This is a genomic window from Capillimicrobium parvum (assembly GCF_021172045.1).
In the GTDB taxonomy this organism is placed as follows: Bacteria; Actinomycetota; Thermoleophilia; order Solirubrobacterales; family Solirubrobacteraceae; genus Capillimicrobium; species Capillimicrobium parvum.
Genome location: NZ_CP087164.1, coordinates 3,221,364 through 3,237,565 on the forward strand (window position 1 = coordinate 3,221,364; position 16,202 = coordinate 3,237,565).

Consider the following 16,202-nt stretch of genomic DNA (forward strand, 5'->3'; position numbering starts at 1 on the left):
GCCGTACGTGCCAGGATCCTGCCGCATGCCCTCAGACCTGATCGACGACTACCTCGCCGGCCTCGAAGCGAGCTCCCGGCGGGTGGCGCCCGGCGAGTGGGGACTCAGCATCGTCGACGTCGCGGGCTGGCCGTTGCACGTCGGCCTCAAGCTCACCCGAACCCGCCCGCCGCTGCTTCGCGCGCAGGCCGAGGTGGTCGGGCCGGGCCGGGTCGACGACCACGAGGTGCTCTTCCGCAACCGCTCGCTGGCGATCGTCCGCTACGCCCACACGGGGGCCGGCGCGGTGTGGGTGGTGGGCGACCTCCCGGAGGCCGCGGTGACGGAGAGCGAGCTCGACCGGCTGCTCGGGCTGGTGGTCAGCGCGGCGGCGGACCTGCGGCGGCTCGCGGCGTAGCGGCGTAGCGGCGTCGCGGCGCACGCCCTCCATCATCGAGCGTCGAGTTTCTTCGCCTGGGGCACAGAGACTCGACGCTCGGCGAACCCCGGCGGCGCGCCCTCAGGCCGCCCGCCGCCGCGCCTGGTCGCGGTAGCGCCGGTAGTCCGGCCGCTCCGGTCGCAGCTGCGCGGCGAGCGCCAGCGGCCGGCGCGCCTCGCGGTGGCGGCCGAGCTGCTGCAGCGACCGGCCGAGGCAGAACAGCGCGAAGTCGTTCGTGGGCGCCTGGTCGACGACGGCCTCGAACTCCGCGGCCGCGGCCTCGTAGCGCGCGCAGTGAAACAGGGCGCGGCCCAGGGCCTCGCGGATCGACGCCTTGTCCGGCTCCAGATCCCGGGCGCGCGACAGCGGAACGGCGGCCGCGTGGAAGTCGCCGTCCTCGAGCAGCTGCGTTCCGCGCTGGTAGAGGTCGTAGACGTTGTCGGGGTCAGGCAACTCGGCTCAGTGTAGGCCGCGCGGCGGCAGCGCCCAGAGCGCCCGCAGCCGCGCCAGCGGGCCCATGCCCGCGGCCAGCGCCCGCCGCAGCGCGCGCCGCTGCTCGCGCGTCGGCCCGTCGGCGCGAGCCGCGTAGCGCCGGTCCCCCAGCGCCCGCACGTACGCGCGCGCGCCCGGGCTGCCCCGGAACCGCTGCTCGAGCGCGAGCAGCGTCGTGCCCGGCGCGATCGTCCGCCCCGTGCGCCGCAGCGCGCGCTCGAGCTCGGCGATCTCGAACGGCGGTCCCGCCAGCTGTGCGCGGCGCCGACGGCGGGCGACCAGCCAGCCGCCCCCGCCGGCCAGCAGCACGGCGGCGATCCCGACGGCGATGAACGGCGCCGGGTCCGTCCCACCGGATCCCGAGCCGAGGTCCGTGGGGGTGCCGCCGCCCGGCCCGAGATCCGCGCCGATCCCGCCGCGCGGCTCCGGGCCGCGCGGGACGCCGCCGATGTCTGCCGCCGCCCCGCCGCTCTCCTGGCTGCGCGCCGGCGCGTCGGCCGGCGTCGGATCGAAGGTCACCCAGCCGAGATGCACGAACCACACCTCGACCCACGAGTGCGCATCGAGGTCGCGGACGACGTACTCGCCGGACTTCGAGTCCAGCTGGCCGGGGGTGAAGCCCGCGCTCACCCGCGCCGGCACCCCGCCCATCCGCAGCAGCAGCGCCATCGCGCCGGAGTAGTGCTGGCAGTAGCCGGCGTGGGTGCGCAGGAGGAAGTCGGCGAGCGGCAGGCGCGAGTCGCGCACGTTCTCCTCGTAGACGAACTGGGAGCCGTTGAGGTAGTCCTCGACCCGCTGCACGTACTCGTACGGCGTGCTCGACTCGGAGGCGAGCCGCCGGCTGAGGGCGTAGACCGCGCCGTAGCCCGTGCGCTGCAGCACGGCGACCGCCTCGTCCTCGCCGGTCCCCGGCCCGGTGGCGATCGGCGCCAGCCCCGTGCCGAACGGCTGGAAGTGGATGAGGATGCGGCCGTTCGAGCCGTCGGGCGGCGCGAAGATCGTCGTCTCGTCGCCCAGGTAGCCGGGGTAGTCGGCCGGCGCGGCGCGCAGCTGCTGGTCGCTCGGCCGCGGGACGTAGGACTCGGCGAGGTACGCGTCGCCGGTGGAGAGGTCGTCGTGGTTCATCGCCACCGTGAAGCCGCCGGCGCGCGTGTTGACCGGCCGGGCCGGAGCGCGCGAGATCGACAGCGTCTCCCCCGGCGCGATGAACTGGCGCGTCTGCATGCCGGCGACCGTCACGCGCACGTCCTGACGCCAGCGCGGGTGCTCCGGCGCCCCCTCCGCGATCGGCGTCAGCGGATTCGCGCCCGGCTCCGACCGCCACCGCACACCGTCGAAGAACTCGAGGTCGTCCGCCTTCCAGTACGCGGGGCGCTGCGCCTTGACCCGGAGCAGGATGCGCCCGTCGCGCGGCCAGTCCAGCGGGCCGTAGCCGTGGGTCCAGTCGAAGCGGTCGGGCTCGTCGGGCTGCAGCGCGGAGGCGATCTGCTGCACGTCGACGACCGGCCCGTCGCCGTCGAGCGCGGGCGCGACGAGCATGCCGCCCCCCACCGCGGCGAGCACCACCGCGGCGCCGGGCAGCGCGAGCCGCAGCGGCAGGCGGTCGGCGAGGACGAAGAGACAGAGCGGCAGGGCGAAGAGCGCCCCCGCCACCCACGGGTGCGCGCCCGAGCGCTGGATCGCCGGGATCGCGAACAGCACGGCCAGCGCGAACAGGCACCAGCCCCGGAATCCCGCGCGCCCACCCGACCGCGGCCACGTCGCGGCCAGCACCGCGACCATCGCCAGCATCGTCCCGCCGCAGGCGATGACGATCCTCACCCACTCGTTGACGCCGCGGTACGGGACGGTCACTCCGGGCAGCGCCGAGATGCCCTCCCCCAGCCCGCTGGCCAGCTCGTCCCAGTCGCGCGGGTCGAACATCCACAGCGGCACGCCGGCGGCGAGGAGCCCCCCGGCGAGCAGGCCGACGCCCGCCAGCAGCGCGGCGCCGATGCGCAGACGGCCGTCGCGCGACCGGGCGGTGAACGTCAGCGCCACCGCCGCGAGGGCGGCCGCGGCGGCGAACGCGGCGCCGCGCCCGCGCGGTGCCTCGAAGATCAGCATCCCGTCCCAGCGCACGACGCAGACCATCAGCAGGGCGGCCAGGGCGAGCAGCCGCACGGCCGTACGACCGTCGCTCTCGCGCCCGGCGGTCACGCCGCCTCCCGGACCGGCGACCGCGTCAGGTCGTGGCCCGTGCACCCGGCGACGGTGAACATCGCGCGCCGGCCGGCCATCGCCCCGGGGACGACGAGCACCCGCCGCGGCGCCGAGGAGGCGATCAGCGCGCGGGGCACGCGCTCGGGCGCCTGCGCGACGACGAGCACGACCGGCCCGCGCCGCCCGTTGAGCGCTCCGAGCGCGGGCGCGCCGTCGTCGCCGAGCAGCGCCAACCGCACGTGCAGCGCCGTCCAGCCGTGCAGGTCGCCGTCCAGCGGCGTCGGCCGCCGGTCACCGGGCAGCAGCAGCCCGCAGCCGCCGTGGCGCGCCAGGTGCACGGCGAGCGACGCGGTGGCGCGCACCGCCTGGTCGAGCAGCTCGCCGTCGCCGCCGCGCGGGTCGAGCACCACGAGCGGCCGGGCGTCGGCCTCCGGCAGCAGGCGGCGCTCGACGAGCCCGTGGCCGCGGGCCAGCGCCGGCCAGTGGATCCGCGTCGCGGGCGCGCCGGGCTGCGCCGGGCGCAGCCCGTCGAGCTCCACCTCGGCCGCGCCGGCGGCGGAGTGCCGGCCGCCGAGCCCGGTGCCGTCGCCCCCGGAGCTGCGCGTCATCTTCACGGGCTCGATGCGCGGCAGGACGAGCACGGATGCCGCGGGCTGATCGGCCTCGCGCCGGACCGCCAGCAGGCCGAGCGGGTCGCCGATCATGAGCGCCGACGGCGCCAGCTCGCGCCGCCCGCGCCGCGAGAAGCGGGCCGAGACGCGCAGCCGCTCGTCGTGGCGGGCGGCGGGCAGCCGGCGCGGCTCGCCGAGCAGCGGCTCGTCGAGCGTGATGCCGATGAGCCCGAGCAGGCCGCCGCGGACCTCGAGCTGGGCGTGCAGCGGCTCCTCCTCCATGACGCGCCGCGCGTCGATGCGCCGCTGCACCCGCGCGCCGGCCGAGCTCGCCAGCACCCACGCGGCCGCCAGGAGCACGAGGACGAGCAGCGCGATGCCCGGCACGTAGAGCGACTCGGCGTCGAAGAGGACCGCCGCGCCGAGCAGCGCGACCCCGAGCCCGAGCACGCCTGACGCCCCTCCCGCGCGAACGTCCTGGCGGCGCAGGCGCATGGGGGCGGGGCGCTACAGCGCCGGGGTGGCGCTGACCGCGTCGGCGATCACGCCTTCGGCGGTCTCTCCCACCGCCTCGGGGCCGAGGAGGATGCGATGCGCGAGGATCGGCCCCGCGAGCGCCTGGACGTCGTCGGGCAGGGCGTGCGCGCGGCCGTGCAGCAGCGCCCGCGCCTTTGCCGCCCGCAGCAGCAGCAGCCCCGCGCGCGGGGACGCGCCGAGCTCCACCCGGCGGTCCTCTCGGGTGCGCGTGAGCAGCGAGACGATGTAGGAGCGCAGCGGGTCGGAGGCGTGGACCCGGCGGGCGGCGTCCTGCGCGGCGAGCACCTCGTCCGCCGTGGCGACCGGCTGGAGCGTGTCGACGGGGTCGCCGGTCTCGTGATCGGTGAGCATCGCGACCTCGGACGCGGTTGACGGGTAGCCGAGCGAGACGCGGACCATGAAGCGGTCGACCTGCGCCTCCGGCAGCGGGTAGGTGCCCTCGAACTCGATCGGGTTCTGCGTCGCGAGCACGAGGAACGGCAGCGACAGCGGGTGCGTGTGCAGGTCGACCGTGACGTGGCGCTCCTGCATGCACTCGAGCAGGCCCGACTGGGTCTTCGGCGACGCGCGGTTGATCTCGTCGACGAGGACGATGTTCGCGAAGATCGGGCCGGGCCGGAACTCGAAGCGGGCCTCGCGCTGGTTGTAGACGTTCGTGCCGACGAGGTCGGCCGGCAGGAGGTCGGCGGTGCCCTGCACCCGGGCGAAGGTGACCGAGAGCGAGCGGGCCAGGGCCCGGGCGAGCGTCGTCTTGCCGACGCCCGGCAGGTCCTCGACCAGGACATGGCCCTCGGCGGCCAGCGCGATGAGGACGGCCTCGACGACCTCGTCGCGGACCACGACGGCGGTCCGGATGTTGGCCGCGACCCGGCGCAGGGCGGCCGCGGCCTCGTCGAGCCCGCCCGGCTCGATCGCCTCGGCGACGCTCACCGCGCGCCCCCGCCGACGGCAGCGGACGCCGGCGCGGGCGCGGCGGCCCGCACCGCGTCCACCGTGTCGAGCACCGCCTCCGCGATCTCGCCCTTCGAGGCCAGCGCGACGTGGCGCTCGCCGGATGTCGTGACGATGGTCACCTCGTTGGTCGGGACGTCGAACCCGGCCCCAGGCTTCCCGACGTCGTTGACGACGACCGCGTCGAGCCCCTTGGCGGTGAGCTTGCGCCGGCCGTAGTCGACGGCGTGCTCGCCGGTCTCGGCGGCGAAGCCGACGAGGGTCTGGCCGGGGCGCCGGCGCGCGGCCAGCCCCGTGAGGACGTCGGGGGTGCGCTGCATCGTGATGGTGAGCGCGTCGCCCATGTCGTCCTTCTTGAGCTTGTGCGCCGCCGCCTCGGCGGGGCGGAAGTCGGCGACGGCCGCGGCCATGAGCAGCACGTCGCACGCGTCGAAGTGCGCGTCGCACGCGGCCTGCAGCTGGGCCGCGGTCTCCACCGCGACGACCTCGACGCCGGAGCCGGCGGGAAGTCCGACGTTGGCGGCGACGACCGTCACCTGCGCGCCGCGGCGCGCCGCGGCGTCGGCCAGGGCGAAGCCCATGCGCCCCGACGAGCGGTTGCCGACGAAGCGCACCGCGTCGATCGGCTCCCGGGTGCCGCCCGCGGAGACGAGCACGCGCAGGCCCTTCCAGCCGGCGCGGCCGCCGGCGGACCGCTCGCCCACGAGAACCGACTCGACGGCGGCCAGCAGCTCGGCCGGCTCGGGCAGGCGCCCCGCGCCCGTCTCGCCCTTGGAGGCCAGGCGCCCCACGCCGGGCTCGAGCACCGTGACGCCGCGCTCGCGCAGCGTCGCGACGTTGGCCGCCGTGGCGGCGTGCTCCCACATCGCATCGTTCATCGCCGGGGCCACGACGAGCGGGCAGCGGGCGGCGAGCGCCGCGCTCGTGAGGAGGTTGTCGGCCAGCCCGCCGGCGAGCTTGGCGATGGTGTTCGCGGACGCCGGCGCGATGAGGTAGGCGTCGGCGTTGCGGACGAGCTCGAGGTGCGAGAGCGGGTCGTGCGCGGGCGGGGCCTGGTCCGGGAAGGCGCCGCGCGCCGGGTCGCGCTCGAACTCGTCGGTGAGCACCGGCGCGCCGCTCAGCGCGGCGAACGACGCCTCACCGACGAACCGCCGGCTCGTCGGGGTCTGCACCACGCGTACGGCGTGCCCGGCCGCCGTGGCCAACCGGATGAGCTCGAGCGCCTTGTACGCGGCGATCCCGCCGCTGACCCCGAGCAGGACCCGGGCCACCGTTCCGTCTCCCCCGGTCTCCTGCGCCCTACCGGTAGCTGTACTTCAGCTTTCCCTCGGCGACCTCTTCGAGGGCGATCGTCAGGTAGTTCTTCGACGCGGTCTCGACCATCGGCGGCGGGAACTCGTCGAACGTGCCCTCGCCGAGGTTGTGGTAGTAGGAGTTGATCTGGCGCGCGCGCTTGGCTGCCACGATCACGGAGGCGTAGTTCGAGTCGACGTTGTCGAGCAGCCGATCGATGCGAGGGTTGATCATGAGGACAGGGTAGTACCCGCGGGTCCCGCGGACAGGTTCTCGCGCACGATGGCCTCCAGGCGCCCCACCGCCTCCTCCAGGCGATCGTTGACGACCACGTAGGCGAACTCCTCCTGCGCGGCCAGTTCGTCGGCCGCCGTCTGCAGCCGCCGCTCGACGTCCTCCGGGCTGTCGGTGCCCCGCCCGACGAGCCGCAGCCGCAGCGTCTCGAGCGTCGGCGGGGCGATGAAGACCTGCACCGCGGCGGGCACCGTCTGGCGGACCTGCCGCGCGCCCTGCAGCTCGATCTCGAGCACGACCGGCCGGCCGCTGCGCAGGCGGTCGTCGAGCTCGGAGCGCAGCGTCCCGTAGCGGCGCCCCGAGTACTCGGCCCACTCGACGAACCCGCCCGCCTGCACGCGCCGCTCGAACTCCGCGTCGGAGAGGAAGTGGTAGTCGACGTCCTGCGTCTCGCCGGCCCGCGGCCGGCGGGTCGTCGCGCTGACGGCGAGCTCGAGCTCGGGAACCCGCTCGAGCAGCGCCCGGATCAGCGTGCCCTTGCCCACCCCCGACGGGCCCGTGATGACGAAGACGGCGGTCAGCGCCGGAGCATGCCGACCAGCTCGGAGCGCTGGCGCTCCGAGAGGCCGCCGATCGTCTTCGACGGCGAGATCCGACACTGCTGCAGGATCTTGTTGACCTTCACGCGACCGTACTTCGGCACCGCGAGAAGCATGTCGAAGACCTTCGCGGTCTCCACCCAGTCGGGCGGGTCGAGCAGCAGCTGGTGAATGGACTCGCGCCCCGCGCGCAGGTTGCGCTTGAGCTCGGCGCGGCGGGTGCGGATCTCGTTCGCCCGTTGGAGCGCCTCCATCCGCTGGACCAGCGAGCGCTCCGGAGCCGCCGAGGGCTTCGTGGCGGTGTTCGTCGGGGCCGTCGGCATGGGCGGCGAGTCTACATAGCCCGGACGGGCGATCAAGGCGAGAGCAGCAAATCCGCCTACACCTCGACTTGAGGTCCACATCTGTGGAGGTTGGTTGACCCTGGGAGGAGGCTATTTGCAGGTCTTTTGTGGTAAGGGGTTATGCGGCCTCGCATCAGGTCCCGAGGGCCGCCAAGATGCTGCGGAGAATGTTCTACCAGCGCCTCATCCGGCCCCTCCTCTTCCTGCTTCCGGCGGAGGCCGCGCACGTCTGCGGCGCGCTGGCGATGCGCCTGCTGACGAGCCTGCCGGGGCTCGCGGAACGGACCCGCAGGGCGCTCGCGCCGAGCGACCCGGCGCTGGTCACCCACGCCCTCGGCCGCGACCTGCCGAGCCCGGTCGGGCTGGCCGCCGGCTTCGACAAGGACGCCCGGCTGTTCGACGCCGCGCTCGCGCTCGGGTTCGGCTTCGTCGAGGTCGGCACGGTCACCGCGGTGCCGCAGCCCGGCAACGACAGGCCGCGCCTCGCCCGGCTGCCGGGGGACCGCGCGCTGCTCAATCGCTTCGGCTTCAACAACGCCGGCGCGGCGGCGGCGGGGCGCGCGCTCGCGGCCCGCGATCCGGCGCGCGGCGTGGTCGGGGCGAACATCGGCAAGTCGAAGGTCGCACCGCTCGACGCGGCCGCCGCCGACTACCGCCACAGCGCGCGCGCGGTGGCCCCGCACGCCGACTTCCTCGTCGTCAACGTATCGAGCCCGAACACGCCGGGGCTGCGCTCGCTGCAGGACCCCGAGTCGCTGCGCCCGATCCTCGACGCGGTGGTCGAGGCGGCGCCCGAGCTGCCCGTGCTGCTCAAGGTCGCGCCCGACCTCCTCGACGGTGAGGTCGACGCCCTGGTCGACCTCGCGCTCGATCTCGGCCTGGCCGGGATGATCGCCACGAACACGACGATCGACCGCGGCATGCTGCGCGACCGCGCCGCCGCGGACGCCGCGTTCGAGGGCGGCGGGATCTCCGGCGCGCCGCTGAACGCGCGCTCGCTCGCGGTCCTGCGACGGATCCGCGCACGGGCCGGCGACCGCCTGCTGCTCGTCGCATCGGGCGGGATCGAGACGGCGCAGGACGCCTGGGAGCGCGTGCGCGCCGGCGCGACGCTGCTCGAGGTCTACACCGCGTTCGTCTACCACGGGCCGCTGTTCGCGCACCGGCTCGGCGCCGAGCTGGCCGCGCTCGCCCGCGCGCAGGGCTACGCGCGCGTGCAGGAGGCCGTGGGGACCGAGCCCGTGGCCGCCGCGCGCTGAGCCGCGCGCCGTCGACGTCGCGGCGCGGCGCGGCGCGGCGCGGCGCGGCGCGAAGCCTCTACGCCACCGCCGCCCGCCGCGGCGCCGGGGACTGCCCGTGGATCTCCTGCAGCGAGCGCACCGGCGCCTCGGCCTCGCGCGCCGCGCGGATCGCCCGCGCCGCGGCGAGTCCGCCCGACAGCGTCGTGATGCACGGGATGCCGCGCGCGATCGCGGCACGGCGGATCTCCCAGCCGTCGGTGCGCGCGCCCGAGCCGGTCGGCGTGTTGATGACGAGGTCCACCCCGCCCGCCCCGATCCGGTCGACCACGTGCGGCGACCCCTCGGTGATCTTGTTGATCGCCTCGACCGGCACGCCGTACGGCCGGATCGCCTGCGCGGTGCCCTTCGTCGCGACGATCGAGAAGCCGAGGTCGTGCAGCAGGAACGCGATCCCCGCCGCCGCGGCCTTGTCGCCGTCGGTCACCGACAGGAACACGGTGCCGCGCTGCGGCAGCGCCGACCCGGCCGCGGCCTGGGCCTTCGCGAACGCCGTCGGGAAGTCCGCGGCGACGCCCATGACCTCGCCGGTCGAGCGCATCTCCGGCCCCAGCAGCGAGTCCGAGCCCGAGAAGCGGTTGAACGGCATCACCGCCTCCTTGACCGACACGTGCCCGCCCGCCATCGGATCCGCCGGCAGGTCGAGGTCCGCGATCCGCTCGCCGAGCATCACCCGGCACGCCATCTTCGCCAGCGGCACGCCGATCGCCTTCGACACGAACGGCACGGTGCGCGAGGCGCGTGGGTTGGCCTCGATGACGAACACGCGCCCGGCGGCGACCGCGAACTGGATGTTCAGGAGCCCCACGACCCCGAGCCCGAGCGCGATCCCCTCGGTCTGGCGCCGGATCTCCGCGATGTCGTCGTCGCCCAGCGAGTGCGGCGGCAGCGCGCACGCGGAGTCGCCGGAGTGGATGCCCGCCTCCTCGACGTGCTGCATGATCCCGCCGATCCAGACGCTCTCGCCGTCGCAGAGCGCGTCCACGTCGACCTCGATCGCGTTCTCCAGGAATCGGTCGAGGTAGATCTGGCCGGGTTGGGCGGGATCGATGTTGCGCTCGAAGTACTCGGCGAGCCCCTCGAGCGAGTAGACGATCTCCATCGCCCGGCCGCCGAGCACGTAGGACGGGCGCACGAGCAGCGGGAAGCCGACCTCGGGCGCCGCCCGCAGCGCCTCCTCGACGGAGTGGCCGGTCGCGTACGGCGGCGCCTGGTAGCCGAGCTCGGCCAGCAGCGCGCCGAAGCGGCCCCGGTCCTCGGCGCGGTCGATCGCGTCGACGCTCGTGCCGAGCAGCGGGACGCCCGCCTCCTGCAGGCCCGCCGCCAGCTTCAGCGGGGTCTGCCCGCCGAACTGCACGATGACGCCCTCGGGCTTCTCGACCTCCACGACGCCGAGCACGTCCTCGAGCGTGAGCGGCTCGAAGTAGAGGCGGTCGGACGTGTCGTAGTCGGTCGAGACCGTCTCCGGGTTGCAGTTGACCATCACGGCGTCGCGGCCGGACTCGCGCACCGTCATCGCGGCGTGCACGCAGCAGTAGTCGAACTCGATGCCCTGGCCGATGCGGTTCGGGCCCGAGCCGAGGATCATCACGCTGGCCCGGTCGCCGCGGTCGACCTCGTGGGCGGCGCGGCGCTCCCAGCCCGAGTAGAAGTACGGTGTCTGCGCGGCGAACTCGGCCGCGCACGTGTCGACCGCCTTGAAGGACCGCTCGCCGGCGAACACGGCGCCGGGATCGGTGGCCAGCGCGGCCAGCTCGCGCAGGAACCACGGGTCGATGCTCGTGCGCCGGCGCAGCTCGCCGATGTCCGCCCCGCGGCGCAGCGCCTCGAGCAGGACGTCGTAGCGATCCGAGCCCGGGTGCTCGAGGCGCTCGAGCAGCTCGTCGAGCGGCCCGCCGACGTCGGGCGTCGCGTCGAGCTCGCGCGAGCGCATCGCCTTCAGGAACGCCTGCCCGAAGGTGCGGCCGATCGCCATCGCCTCGCCCACCGACTTCATGTGCGTGGAGAGCTCGGCGTCGACCCCGGCGAACTTCTCGAACGCGAACCGGGGCCACTTGACGACGACGTAGTCGATCGTCGGCTCGAAGGCGGCCGGCGTCAGGCGGGTGATGTCGTTGTCGATCTCCTCGAGCGCGTAGCCGACGGCGAGGCGGGCGGCGATCTTGGCGATCGGGAAGCCGGTCGCCTTGGAGGCCAGCGCGGACGAGCGCGACACGCGCGGGTTCATCTCGATGACGAGGACTTCCTCGGTCTCCGGGTTGACCGCGAACTGCACGTTCGAGCCTCCGGTCTCGACCCCCACCGCCCGGATGACCGTGAAGGCCTGGTCGCGCAGCTCCTGGTAGAGGCGGTCGGTCAGCGTCTGCTGCGGCGCGACGGTCACCGAGTCCCCGGTGTGCACGCCCATCGCGTCGACGTTCTCGATCGAGCAGATGATCACGCAGTTGTCGTTGTGGTCGCGCATGACCTCGAGCTCGAACTCGCCCCAGCCGAGCACCGACTGGTCGATGAGGATCTGGCCGATCGGCGACGCGGCCAGGCCGCGCGCGGCGATCTCGGCGAGCTGCTCGCGGTCGTGGGCGATGCCGCCGCCCTGGCCGCCGAGCGTGAACGCCGGGCGCACGATGAGCGGCAGGCCGATGTCCTGCGCGGCGGCGAGCGCCTCGTCGACCGTGTGGGCGATCGCGCTGGCCGGCATGCGCAGGCCCGCGCGATCCATCGTCTGGCGGAACAGGTCGCGGTCCTCGGCGCGGGCGATCGCGTCGTAGTTCGCGCCGATGAGCTCGACGCCGTGGCGCTCGAGCGTGCCGTCCTCGTGCAGCGTGCGCGCCAGGTTCAGCGCGGTCTGGCCGCCGAGCGTCGGCAGCAGCGCGTCGGGGTTCTCCTTGGCGATGATCTGCGCGACGGGGCCGGGCAGCAGCGGCTCGACGTACGTGGCCGTCGCGAACTCCGGGTCGGTCATGATCGTCGCCGGGTTCGAGTTGACGAGGACGACCTCGAAGCCCTCCTCGAGCAGGACCTTGCAGGCCTGGACGCCGGAGTAGTCGAACTCGGCCGCCTGACCGATGACGATCGGCCCGGAGCCGAGGACGAGGATCTTGTGGATGTCGTCTCGTCTAGGCACGCGCGATCTGCTCCAGGAAACGATCGAAGAGGTACAGGGAGTCGTGGGGTCCGGGCCCGGCCTCGGGGTGGTACTGGACCGTCCCGCCCGGCACGTCGAGCAGCGTGAGCCCCTCGACCGTCCGGTCGTAGAGGTTGATGTGCGACAGCTGCGCGGCGCCGAAGTCGGTCTCCCAGCGCACCGGCTCGTCGGCGTCGAGGCGCTGCTCGCCGCCGGGCCCGAGCACCGCGAAGCCGTGGTTCTGCGAGGTGATCTCGACCGCCCCCGTCTCGAGGTCCTTGACCGGGTGGTTCGCGCCGCGGTGGCCGAACGGCAGCTTGAACGTCTCGAGGCCAACCGCGCGTGACAGCAGCTGGTGGCCGAGGCAGATGCCGAACGTCGGCTTCTCCCCCACCAGCTGGCGCAGCGTGTCGACGACGTAGCCGAGCGCGGCCGGGTCGCCGGGGCCGTTGGCCAGGAAGTAGGCGTCGCCGTCGCGGGCCCGCAGCTCGTCGGCGGTGGCGGTGCACGGGTGCAGCTCGACCCGGGCGCCGCGCACGACGAGGTTGCGCACGATCGACGTCTTGATGCCGGTGTCGATGGCCACGATCCGCGGGCCGTCGTTCGACTCCCCGAGCAGAATCGGCTCGCGCGGCGTCACCTCGCGCGCCAGGTCGAGGCCGGTCATCGGCTCCTCGGCGTGGACGAGCTCCATCGCCTGCGTCTCGGCCATGCCGCTCGGGAAGATCCCGCCGCGCATCGCGCCCTTGTCGCGCAGGTGGCGCACCAGCGCGCGCGTGTCGACCCCCGTGATCGCCGGGATCTCGCGCTGGGCCAGCCAGTCGAGCCAGCCCATCTCGGCGCCCGGGGAGTCCGCGTAGTTGATCGCCGAGCGCATGACCACGCCGCGCGCGTGGATCGCGTCGGACTCCATCCCCGCCGCGCTCACGCCGTAGTTGCCGATGTGCGGGTACGTGAACACGACGATCTGGCGGCGGAACGAGGGGTCGGTGACCGACTCCTGGTAGCCGGCCATGCCGGTCGTGAACACCACTTCGCCGGTGACGTAGCCGGTCGCGCCGACCGGGTCGCCGTCGAAGCGCGCTTCGTCCTCGAGCAGGAGATAGCTCACGATGTGACCTCCTGCAGGGTCGACGCGTCGGTGTGTGAGGACTCGCGGGGTCTCATCTCAGGCCGCACTGAGCGCGAAGGAGCGCTCCCGGTAGGCGACCGCACCGGCCGCGATGGTCAGGAGGACGCGGCTGTGCAGGCGCCGCCCCGCGAAGCAGCAGTTGTCCGAGCGCGACTCGTAGCCGGACTCGCCGACCTGCCAGGTCGTCTCGAGGTCGACGAGGCAGAGGTTGGCGGGCGCGCCGCGCGCGATCCTCGGGGTCGGGAGCCCGACCAGCCGCGCGCCCGCGGTCAGCCGCTCGACGACCAGCGCGAGCGGCAGGATCCCGGGCCGGACGAGCCCGGTGTAGACCGCGGCGAACGCGGTCTCCAGGCCGGTCGTGCCCATCGGCGCCTCCTCGAACGGGACGTCCTTCTCGTCGGCGGCGTGCGGCGCGTGGTCGGTGGCGATGCACTCGATCGTGCCGTCGCGCAGGCCGGCGATGATGGCCTGGCGGTCGCGCTCGGTGCGCAGCGGCGGGTTCATCTTCATGCGCGTGTCGAGGCTGAGCACGGCCTCGTCGGTGAGCAGCAGGTGGTGGGGCGACGCCTCGCCGGAGACCGGCGCGCCCGCCGCCTTCGCCGCCGCCAGCGCCTCGACCGTCTGCCACGCGCTGAGGTGCTGGAAGTGGGTGCGCGCCTCCTCCTCGCGGGCGAGCATCGCGTCGCGGGCGACCATGACCGCCTCGCTCAGCGAGGGGATCCCGGAGAGCCCGAGCCGCGCCGACACCTCGCCCTCGTGCATGACGCCGCGGCCGGAGAGCGACGGGTCCTCCTCGTGCAGGGCGAGCACGCCGCCGCAGAGCTTCTGGTAGCGCATCGCGCGGCGCAGCATCCCGGCGCTGACGACCGGCTTGCCGTCGTCGGTGAAGCCCACCGCGCCCTCGTCGCGCAACTCGGCCATCTCGGTGAGCTCGGTGCCCTGCAGCCCGCGCGTGATGGCCGGCATGAAGCCCACCGGCACGCGCGCGTCGCGCCGGGCGGCGTCGCGCAGGGCCGACAGCAGCGGCGCGGAGTCGAGCACCGGGTCGGTGTTCGGCATCGCGACGACGGCGCAGTAGCCGCCCGCGGCCGCCGACCGCGTGCCCGTCTCGATGTGCTCCTTGTGCTCGTGGCCGGGCGTGCGCAGGTGCACGTGCGGGTCGAAGAAGCCCGGGAGGAGATGGCGACGCTCGCCGGAGACGGCCTCCGCGCCGTCGGGGACGGTCGCCGTGCCGGGCGCGGCGATCTCGGCGATCTCGCCACCGCGCACCACCACGTCGTGCACGCCGTCGAGGCCGGTGTTGGGATCCAGCACGTGCGCCTCGCGGATCACGAGATCCACGCCGGGCGCGGGCATGCCGGTGAGCATCGGCGCCGCCATCAGGCGAGCACCGGGGCGCTGGGCTCGGGGGCGCCGGAGCGCGCGCCCGCCAGCAGCTCGTATAGCACGGCCATCCGGACCACGACCCCCGCCTCGACCTGGGCGGTGATCACCGCCTGGGGCGAGTCGACGACCTCGCCGGCGATCTCCACCCCGCGGTTGACCGGGCCGGGGTGCATCACCACCTGGCGCGGGCCGAGGCGCCGGCCGTTGATCTGGTACCGGGCGACGTACTCGCGCAGCGACGGGATGTACGCGTCGGTCATCCGCTCCTTCTGCATCCGCAGCGCGTAGACGACGTCGGCCTCGCGCAGGTCGTCGAGCGTGTAGCGCACCGTGGCGCCGAGCGCCTCGATGCCCGGCGGGATGAGCGTCGGCGGCCCGCAGACCGTGACGTGCGCGCCCATGCGCGTGAAGGCGAGGATGTCCGAGCGCGCGACGCGCGAGTGCTCGATGTCGCCGACGATCCAGATGCGCTTGCCATCGAGCGCGCCGAGCCGGCGGTGCAGCGTGTAGACGTCGAGCAGCGCCTGCGTCGGGTGCTCGTGCTTGCCGTCGCCCGCGTTGATCACCGCGGCGGGCGTCCAGCGCGACACCATGACCGCCGCGCCCGCGTGCGGATGGCGGACGACGATCGCCGCGGGGTCGTAGGCGCTCAGCGTCTGGACGGTGTCCTTCAGCGACTCGCCCTTCGCCACGCTCGAGCCGCTCGGGCTGAAGTTCGTCACGTCGGCGCTGAGCGTCTTGGCGGCGATCTCAAAGCTCGAGCGCGTGCGCGTGGAGTTCTCGTAGAAGAGGTTGAGGACGCGGCGGCCGCGCAGCGTCGGCAGCTTCTTGATCTCGCGGCCGGAGACCTCGGCGAACGACGCCGCTCGCGCGAGGATCCGCTCGATGGCGTCGCGGTCGAGGTCGTCGATGGAGAGCAGATGGCGCATCAGGCGAGAGCCTCCTCGAGCTCTGAGATGGTGACCTCGTCGACGCCGTCGAGCTCCTCGACGCGCACGTTGACGCGCTCGAAGCGCGACGTCGGCAGGTTCTTGCCCACGTAGTCGGGGCGGATGGGCAGCTCGCGATGGCCGCGGTCGGCGACGACGGCGAGCTGGACGCGCGCGGGGCGGCCGTAGTCGAACAGCGCCTCGATCGCGGCGCGCACCGTGCGGCCGGTGTAGAGGACGTCGTCGACGATCACGATCGTGCGGCGGTCGACGTCGAAGTCGAGGTGGGACGCGTGGACCTCCGGCTCCTCGGGCCGGCTCTCGACGTCGTCGCGGTAGAAGGAGATGTCGAGGTCCCCGAGCGGGACGTCGGCCTCCAGCAGGTCGTCGATCAGGCGCTTGAGGCGGGCGGCGAGATGGGCGCCGCGGCGGTGGATGCCGACGATGGCGAGCGCATCGCCGCCGGGATCCTTCGCGTCGCCGCCGTGGGGGCGCGCGTTCTTCTCCACGATCTCGTGCGCGATGCGCACGAGCGTCCGCCGCATGTCGTCGCGGTCGAGGACGATCTTCTCGTCAGGCACGTCTCGTCGTCCGTCCTTCCTGGCCTCACAGGACCGGGTTAAAGGAGCCGCGCCGGACACTAGCAGCGCGA

15 protein-coding genes are annotated in these 16,202 nt (G+C 74.2%); 2 read left to right on the forward strand and 13 right to left on the reverse strand.

The genetic code is table 11. From position 1 onward, the window contains the following. Positions 1 to 25: 25 nt before the first annotated feature. Positions 26 to 397 (forward strand): hypothetical protein, encoded by a 372-nt coding sequence (locus tag DSM104329_RS15795; protein ID WP_259310807.1) that lies wholly within the window; start codon positions 26 to 28, stop codon positions 395 to 397. Positions 398 to 499: 102 nt separating this feature from the next. Here DSM104329_RS15795 and DSM104329_RS15800 read toward each other — a convergent pair whose 3' ends face one another. From DSM104329_RS15800 to mihF, 8 genes are read right to left on the reverse strand one after another with little or no spacing between them, the layout of a single operon-like run. Further along, positions 500 to 871, reverse strand: coding sequence for a tetratricopeptide repeat protein (locus DSM104329_RS15800; RefSeq protein WP_259310808.1), 372 nt, complete (start codon positions 869 to 871; stop codon positions 500 to 502). A 6-nt stretch (positions 872 to 877) separates the two neighbouring features. Beyond that, positions 878 to 3,073, reverse strand: coding sequence for a transglutaminase family protein (locus DSM104329_RS15805; protein WP_259310809.1), 2,196 nt, complete (start codon positions 3,071 to 3,073; stop codon positions 878 to 880). 32 nt (positions 3,074 to 3,105) lie between these two features. After that, positions 3,106 to 4,218, reverse strand: a complete 1,113-nt coding sequence (locus DSM104329_RS15810) for a DUF58 domain-containing protein (RefSeq protein ID WP_259310810.1) — start codon at positions 4,216 to 4,218, stop codon at positions 3,106 to 3,108. A 12-nt stretch (positions 4,219 to 4,230) separates the two neighbouring features. Then, on the reverse strand, positions 4,231 to 5,190 hold the full coding sequence (locus DSM104329_RS15815; RefSeq protein WP_259310811.1) for an AAA family ATPase: 960 nt from the start codon (positions 5,188 to 5,190) through the stop codon (positions 4,231 to 4,233). Continuing rightward, positions 5,187 to 6,482, reverse strand: a complete 1,296-nt coding sequence (coaBC, locus tag DSM104329_RS15820; protein ID WP_259310812.1) for a bifunctional phosphopantothenoylcysteine decarboxylase/phosphopantothenate--cysteine ligase CoaBC — start codon at positions 6,480 to 6,482, stop codon at positions 5,187 to 5,189. Before coaBC ends, DSM104329_RS15815 begins: the two co-directional genes overlap by 4 nt. A 28-nt stretch (positions 6,483 to 6,510) precedes the next feature. Continuing rightward, complete coding sequence (rpoZ, locus tag DSM104329_RS15825; RefSeq protein WP_259310813.1) at positions 6,511 to 6,738, reverse strand: DNA-directed RNA polymerase subunit omega; 228 nt, start codon at positions 6,736 to 6,738, stop codon at positions 6,511 to 6,513. Beyond that, complete coding sequence (gene gmk, locus DSM104329_RS15830; protein ID WP_407655844.1) at positions 6,735 to 7,397, reverse strand: guanylate kinase; 663 nt, start codon at positions 7,395 to 7,397, stop codon at positions 6,735 to 6,737. Before gmk ends, rpoZ begins: the two co-directional genes overlap by 4 nt. Beyond that, positions 7,316 to 7,660: an integration host factor, actinobacterial type gene (mihF, locus tag DSM104329_RS15835; protein ID WP_259310814.1), complete on the reverse strand. Its 345-nt coding sequence runs from the start codon at positions 7,658 to 7,660 to the stop codon at positions 7,316 to 7,318. Before mihF ends, gmk begins: the two co-directional genes overlap by 82 nt. A 188-nt stretch (positions 7,661 to 7,848) precedes the next feature. Between mihF and DSM104329_RS15840 the strand changes: the two genes are divergently transcribed. Continuing rightward, positions 7,849 to 8,940: a quinone-dependent dihydroorotate dehydrogenase gene (locus tag DSM104329_RS15840; protein WP_259310815.1), complete on the forward strand. Its 1,092-nt coding sequence runs from the start codon at positions 7,849 to 7,851 to the stop codon at positions 8,938 to 8,940. Positions 8,941 to 8,998: 58 nt separating this feature from the next. On the opposite strand, the gene carB is transcribed toward DSM104329_RS15840, so the two are convergent. The 5 genes from carB to pyrR are packed head-to-tail and all read right to left on the reverse strand — an operon-like array spanning position 8,999 to position 16,095. Next, the gene (gene carB / locus DSM104329_RS15845) at positions 8,999 to 12,103 is read right to left on the reverse strand and encodes a carbamoyl-phosphate synthase large subunit (protein WP_259310816.1); all 3,105 of its coding nucleotides are present in this window, start codon (positions 12,101 to 12,103) and stop codon (positions 8,999 to 9,001) included. After that, a complete protein-coding gene (gene carA / locus DSM104329_RS15850) occupies positions 12,096 to 13,214 on the reverse strand; it encodes a glutamine-hydrolyzing carbamoyl-phosphate synthase small subunit (RefSeq protein WP_259310817.1) in 1,119 nt (372 codons plus the stop codon). The genes carB and carA overlap by 8 nt, the downstream gene beginning before the upstream one ends. A 57-nt stretch (positions 13,215 to 13,271) precedes the next feature. Next, positions 13,272 to 14,615, reverse strand: coding sequence for a dihydroorotase (locus DSM104329_RS15855; RefSeq protein ID WP_259310818.1), 1,344 nt, complete (start codon positions 14,613 to 14,615; stop codon positions 13,272 to 13,274). After that, on the reverse strand, positions 14,615 to 15,553 hold the full coding sequence (locus DSM104329_RS15860) for an aspartate carbamoyltransferase catalytic subunit (RefSeq protein ID WP_407655925.1): 939 nt from the start codon (positions 15,551 to 15,553) through the stop codon (positions 14,615 to 14,617). Before DSM104329_RS15860 ends, DSM104329_RS15855 begins: the two co-directional genes overlap by 1 nt. Next, positions 15,550 to 16,095, reverse strand: coding sequence for a bifunctional pyr operon transcriptional regulator/uracil phosphoribosyltransferase PyrR (gene pyrR, locus DSM104329_RS15865; protein ID WP_407655926.1), 546 nt, complete (start codon positions 16,093 to 16,095; stop codon positions 15,550 to 15,552). Before pyrR ends, DSM104329_RS15860 begins: the two co-directional genes overlap by 4 nt. Positions 16,096 to 16,202: the final 107 nt, after the last annotated feature.

What these genes read in the sequence shown, in the direction of transcription:
- DSM104329_RS15795 (WP_259310807.1), top strand. Translation starts at nt 26, where the DNA reads ATGCCCTCAGACCTGATCGACGACTACCTCGCCGGCCTCGAAGCGAGC.
- DSM104329_RS15810 (WP_259310810.1), bottom strand. Translation starts at nt 4,218, where the DNA reads ATGCGCCTGCGCCGCCAGGACGTTCGCGCGGGAGGGGCGTCAGGCGTG.
- rpoZ (WP_259310813.1), bottom strand. Translation starts at nt 6,738, where the DNA reads ATGATCAACCCTCGCATCGATCGGCTGCTCGACAACGTCGACTCGAAC.
- mihF (WP_259310814.1), bottom strand. Translation starts at nt 7,660, where the DNA reads ATGCCGACGGCCCCGACGAACACCGCCACGAAGCCCTCGGCGGCTCCG.
- DSM104329_RS15840 (WP_259310815.1), top strand. Translation starts at nt 7,849, where the DNA reads ATGTTCTACCAGCGCCTCATCCGGCCCCTCCTCTTCCTGCTTCCGGCG.
- DSM104329_RS15855 (WP_259310818.1), bottom strand. Translation starts at nt 14,615, where the DNA reads ATGGCGGCGCCGATGCTCACCGGCATGCCCGCGCCCGGCGTGGATCTC.
- pyrR (WP_407655926.1), bottom strand. Translation starts at nt 16,095, where the DNA reads ATGCGGCGGACGCTCGTGCGCATCGCGCACGAGATCGTGGAGAAGAAC.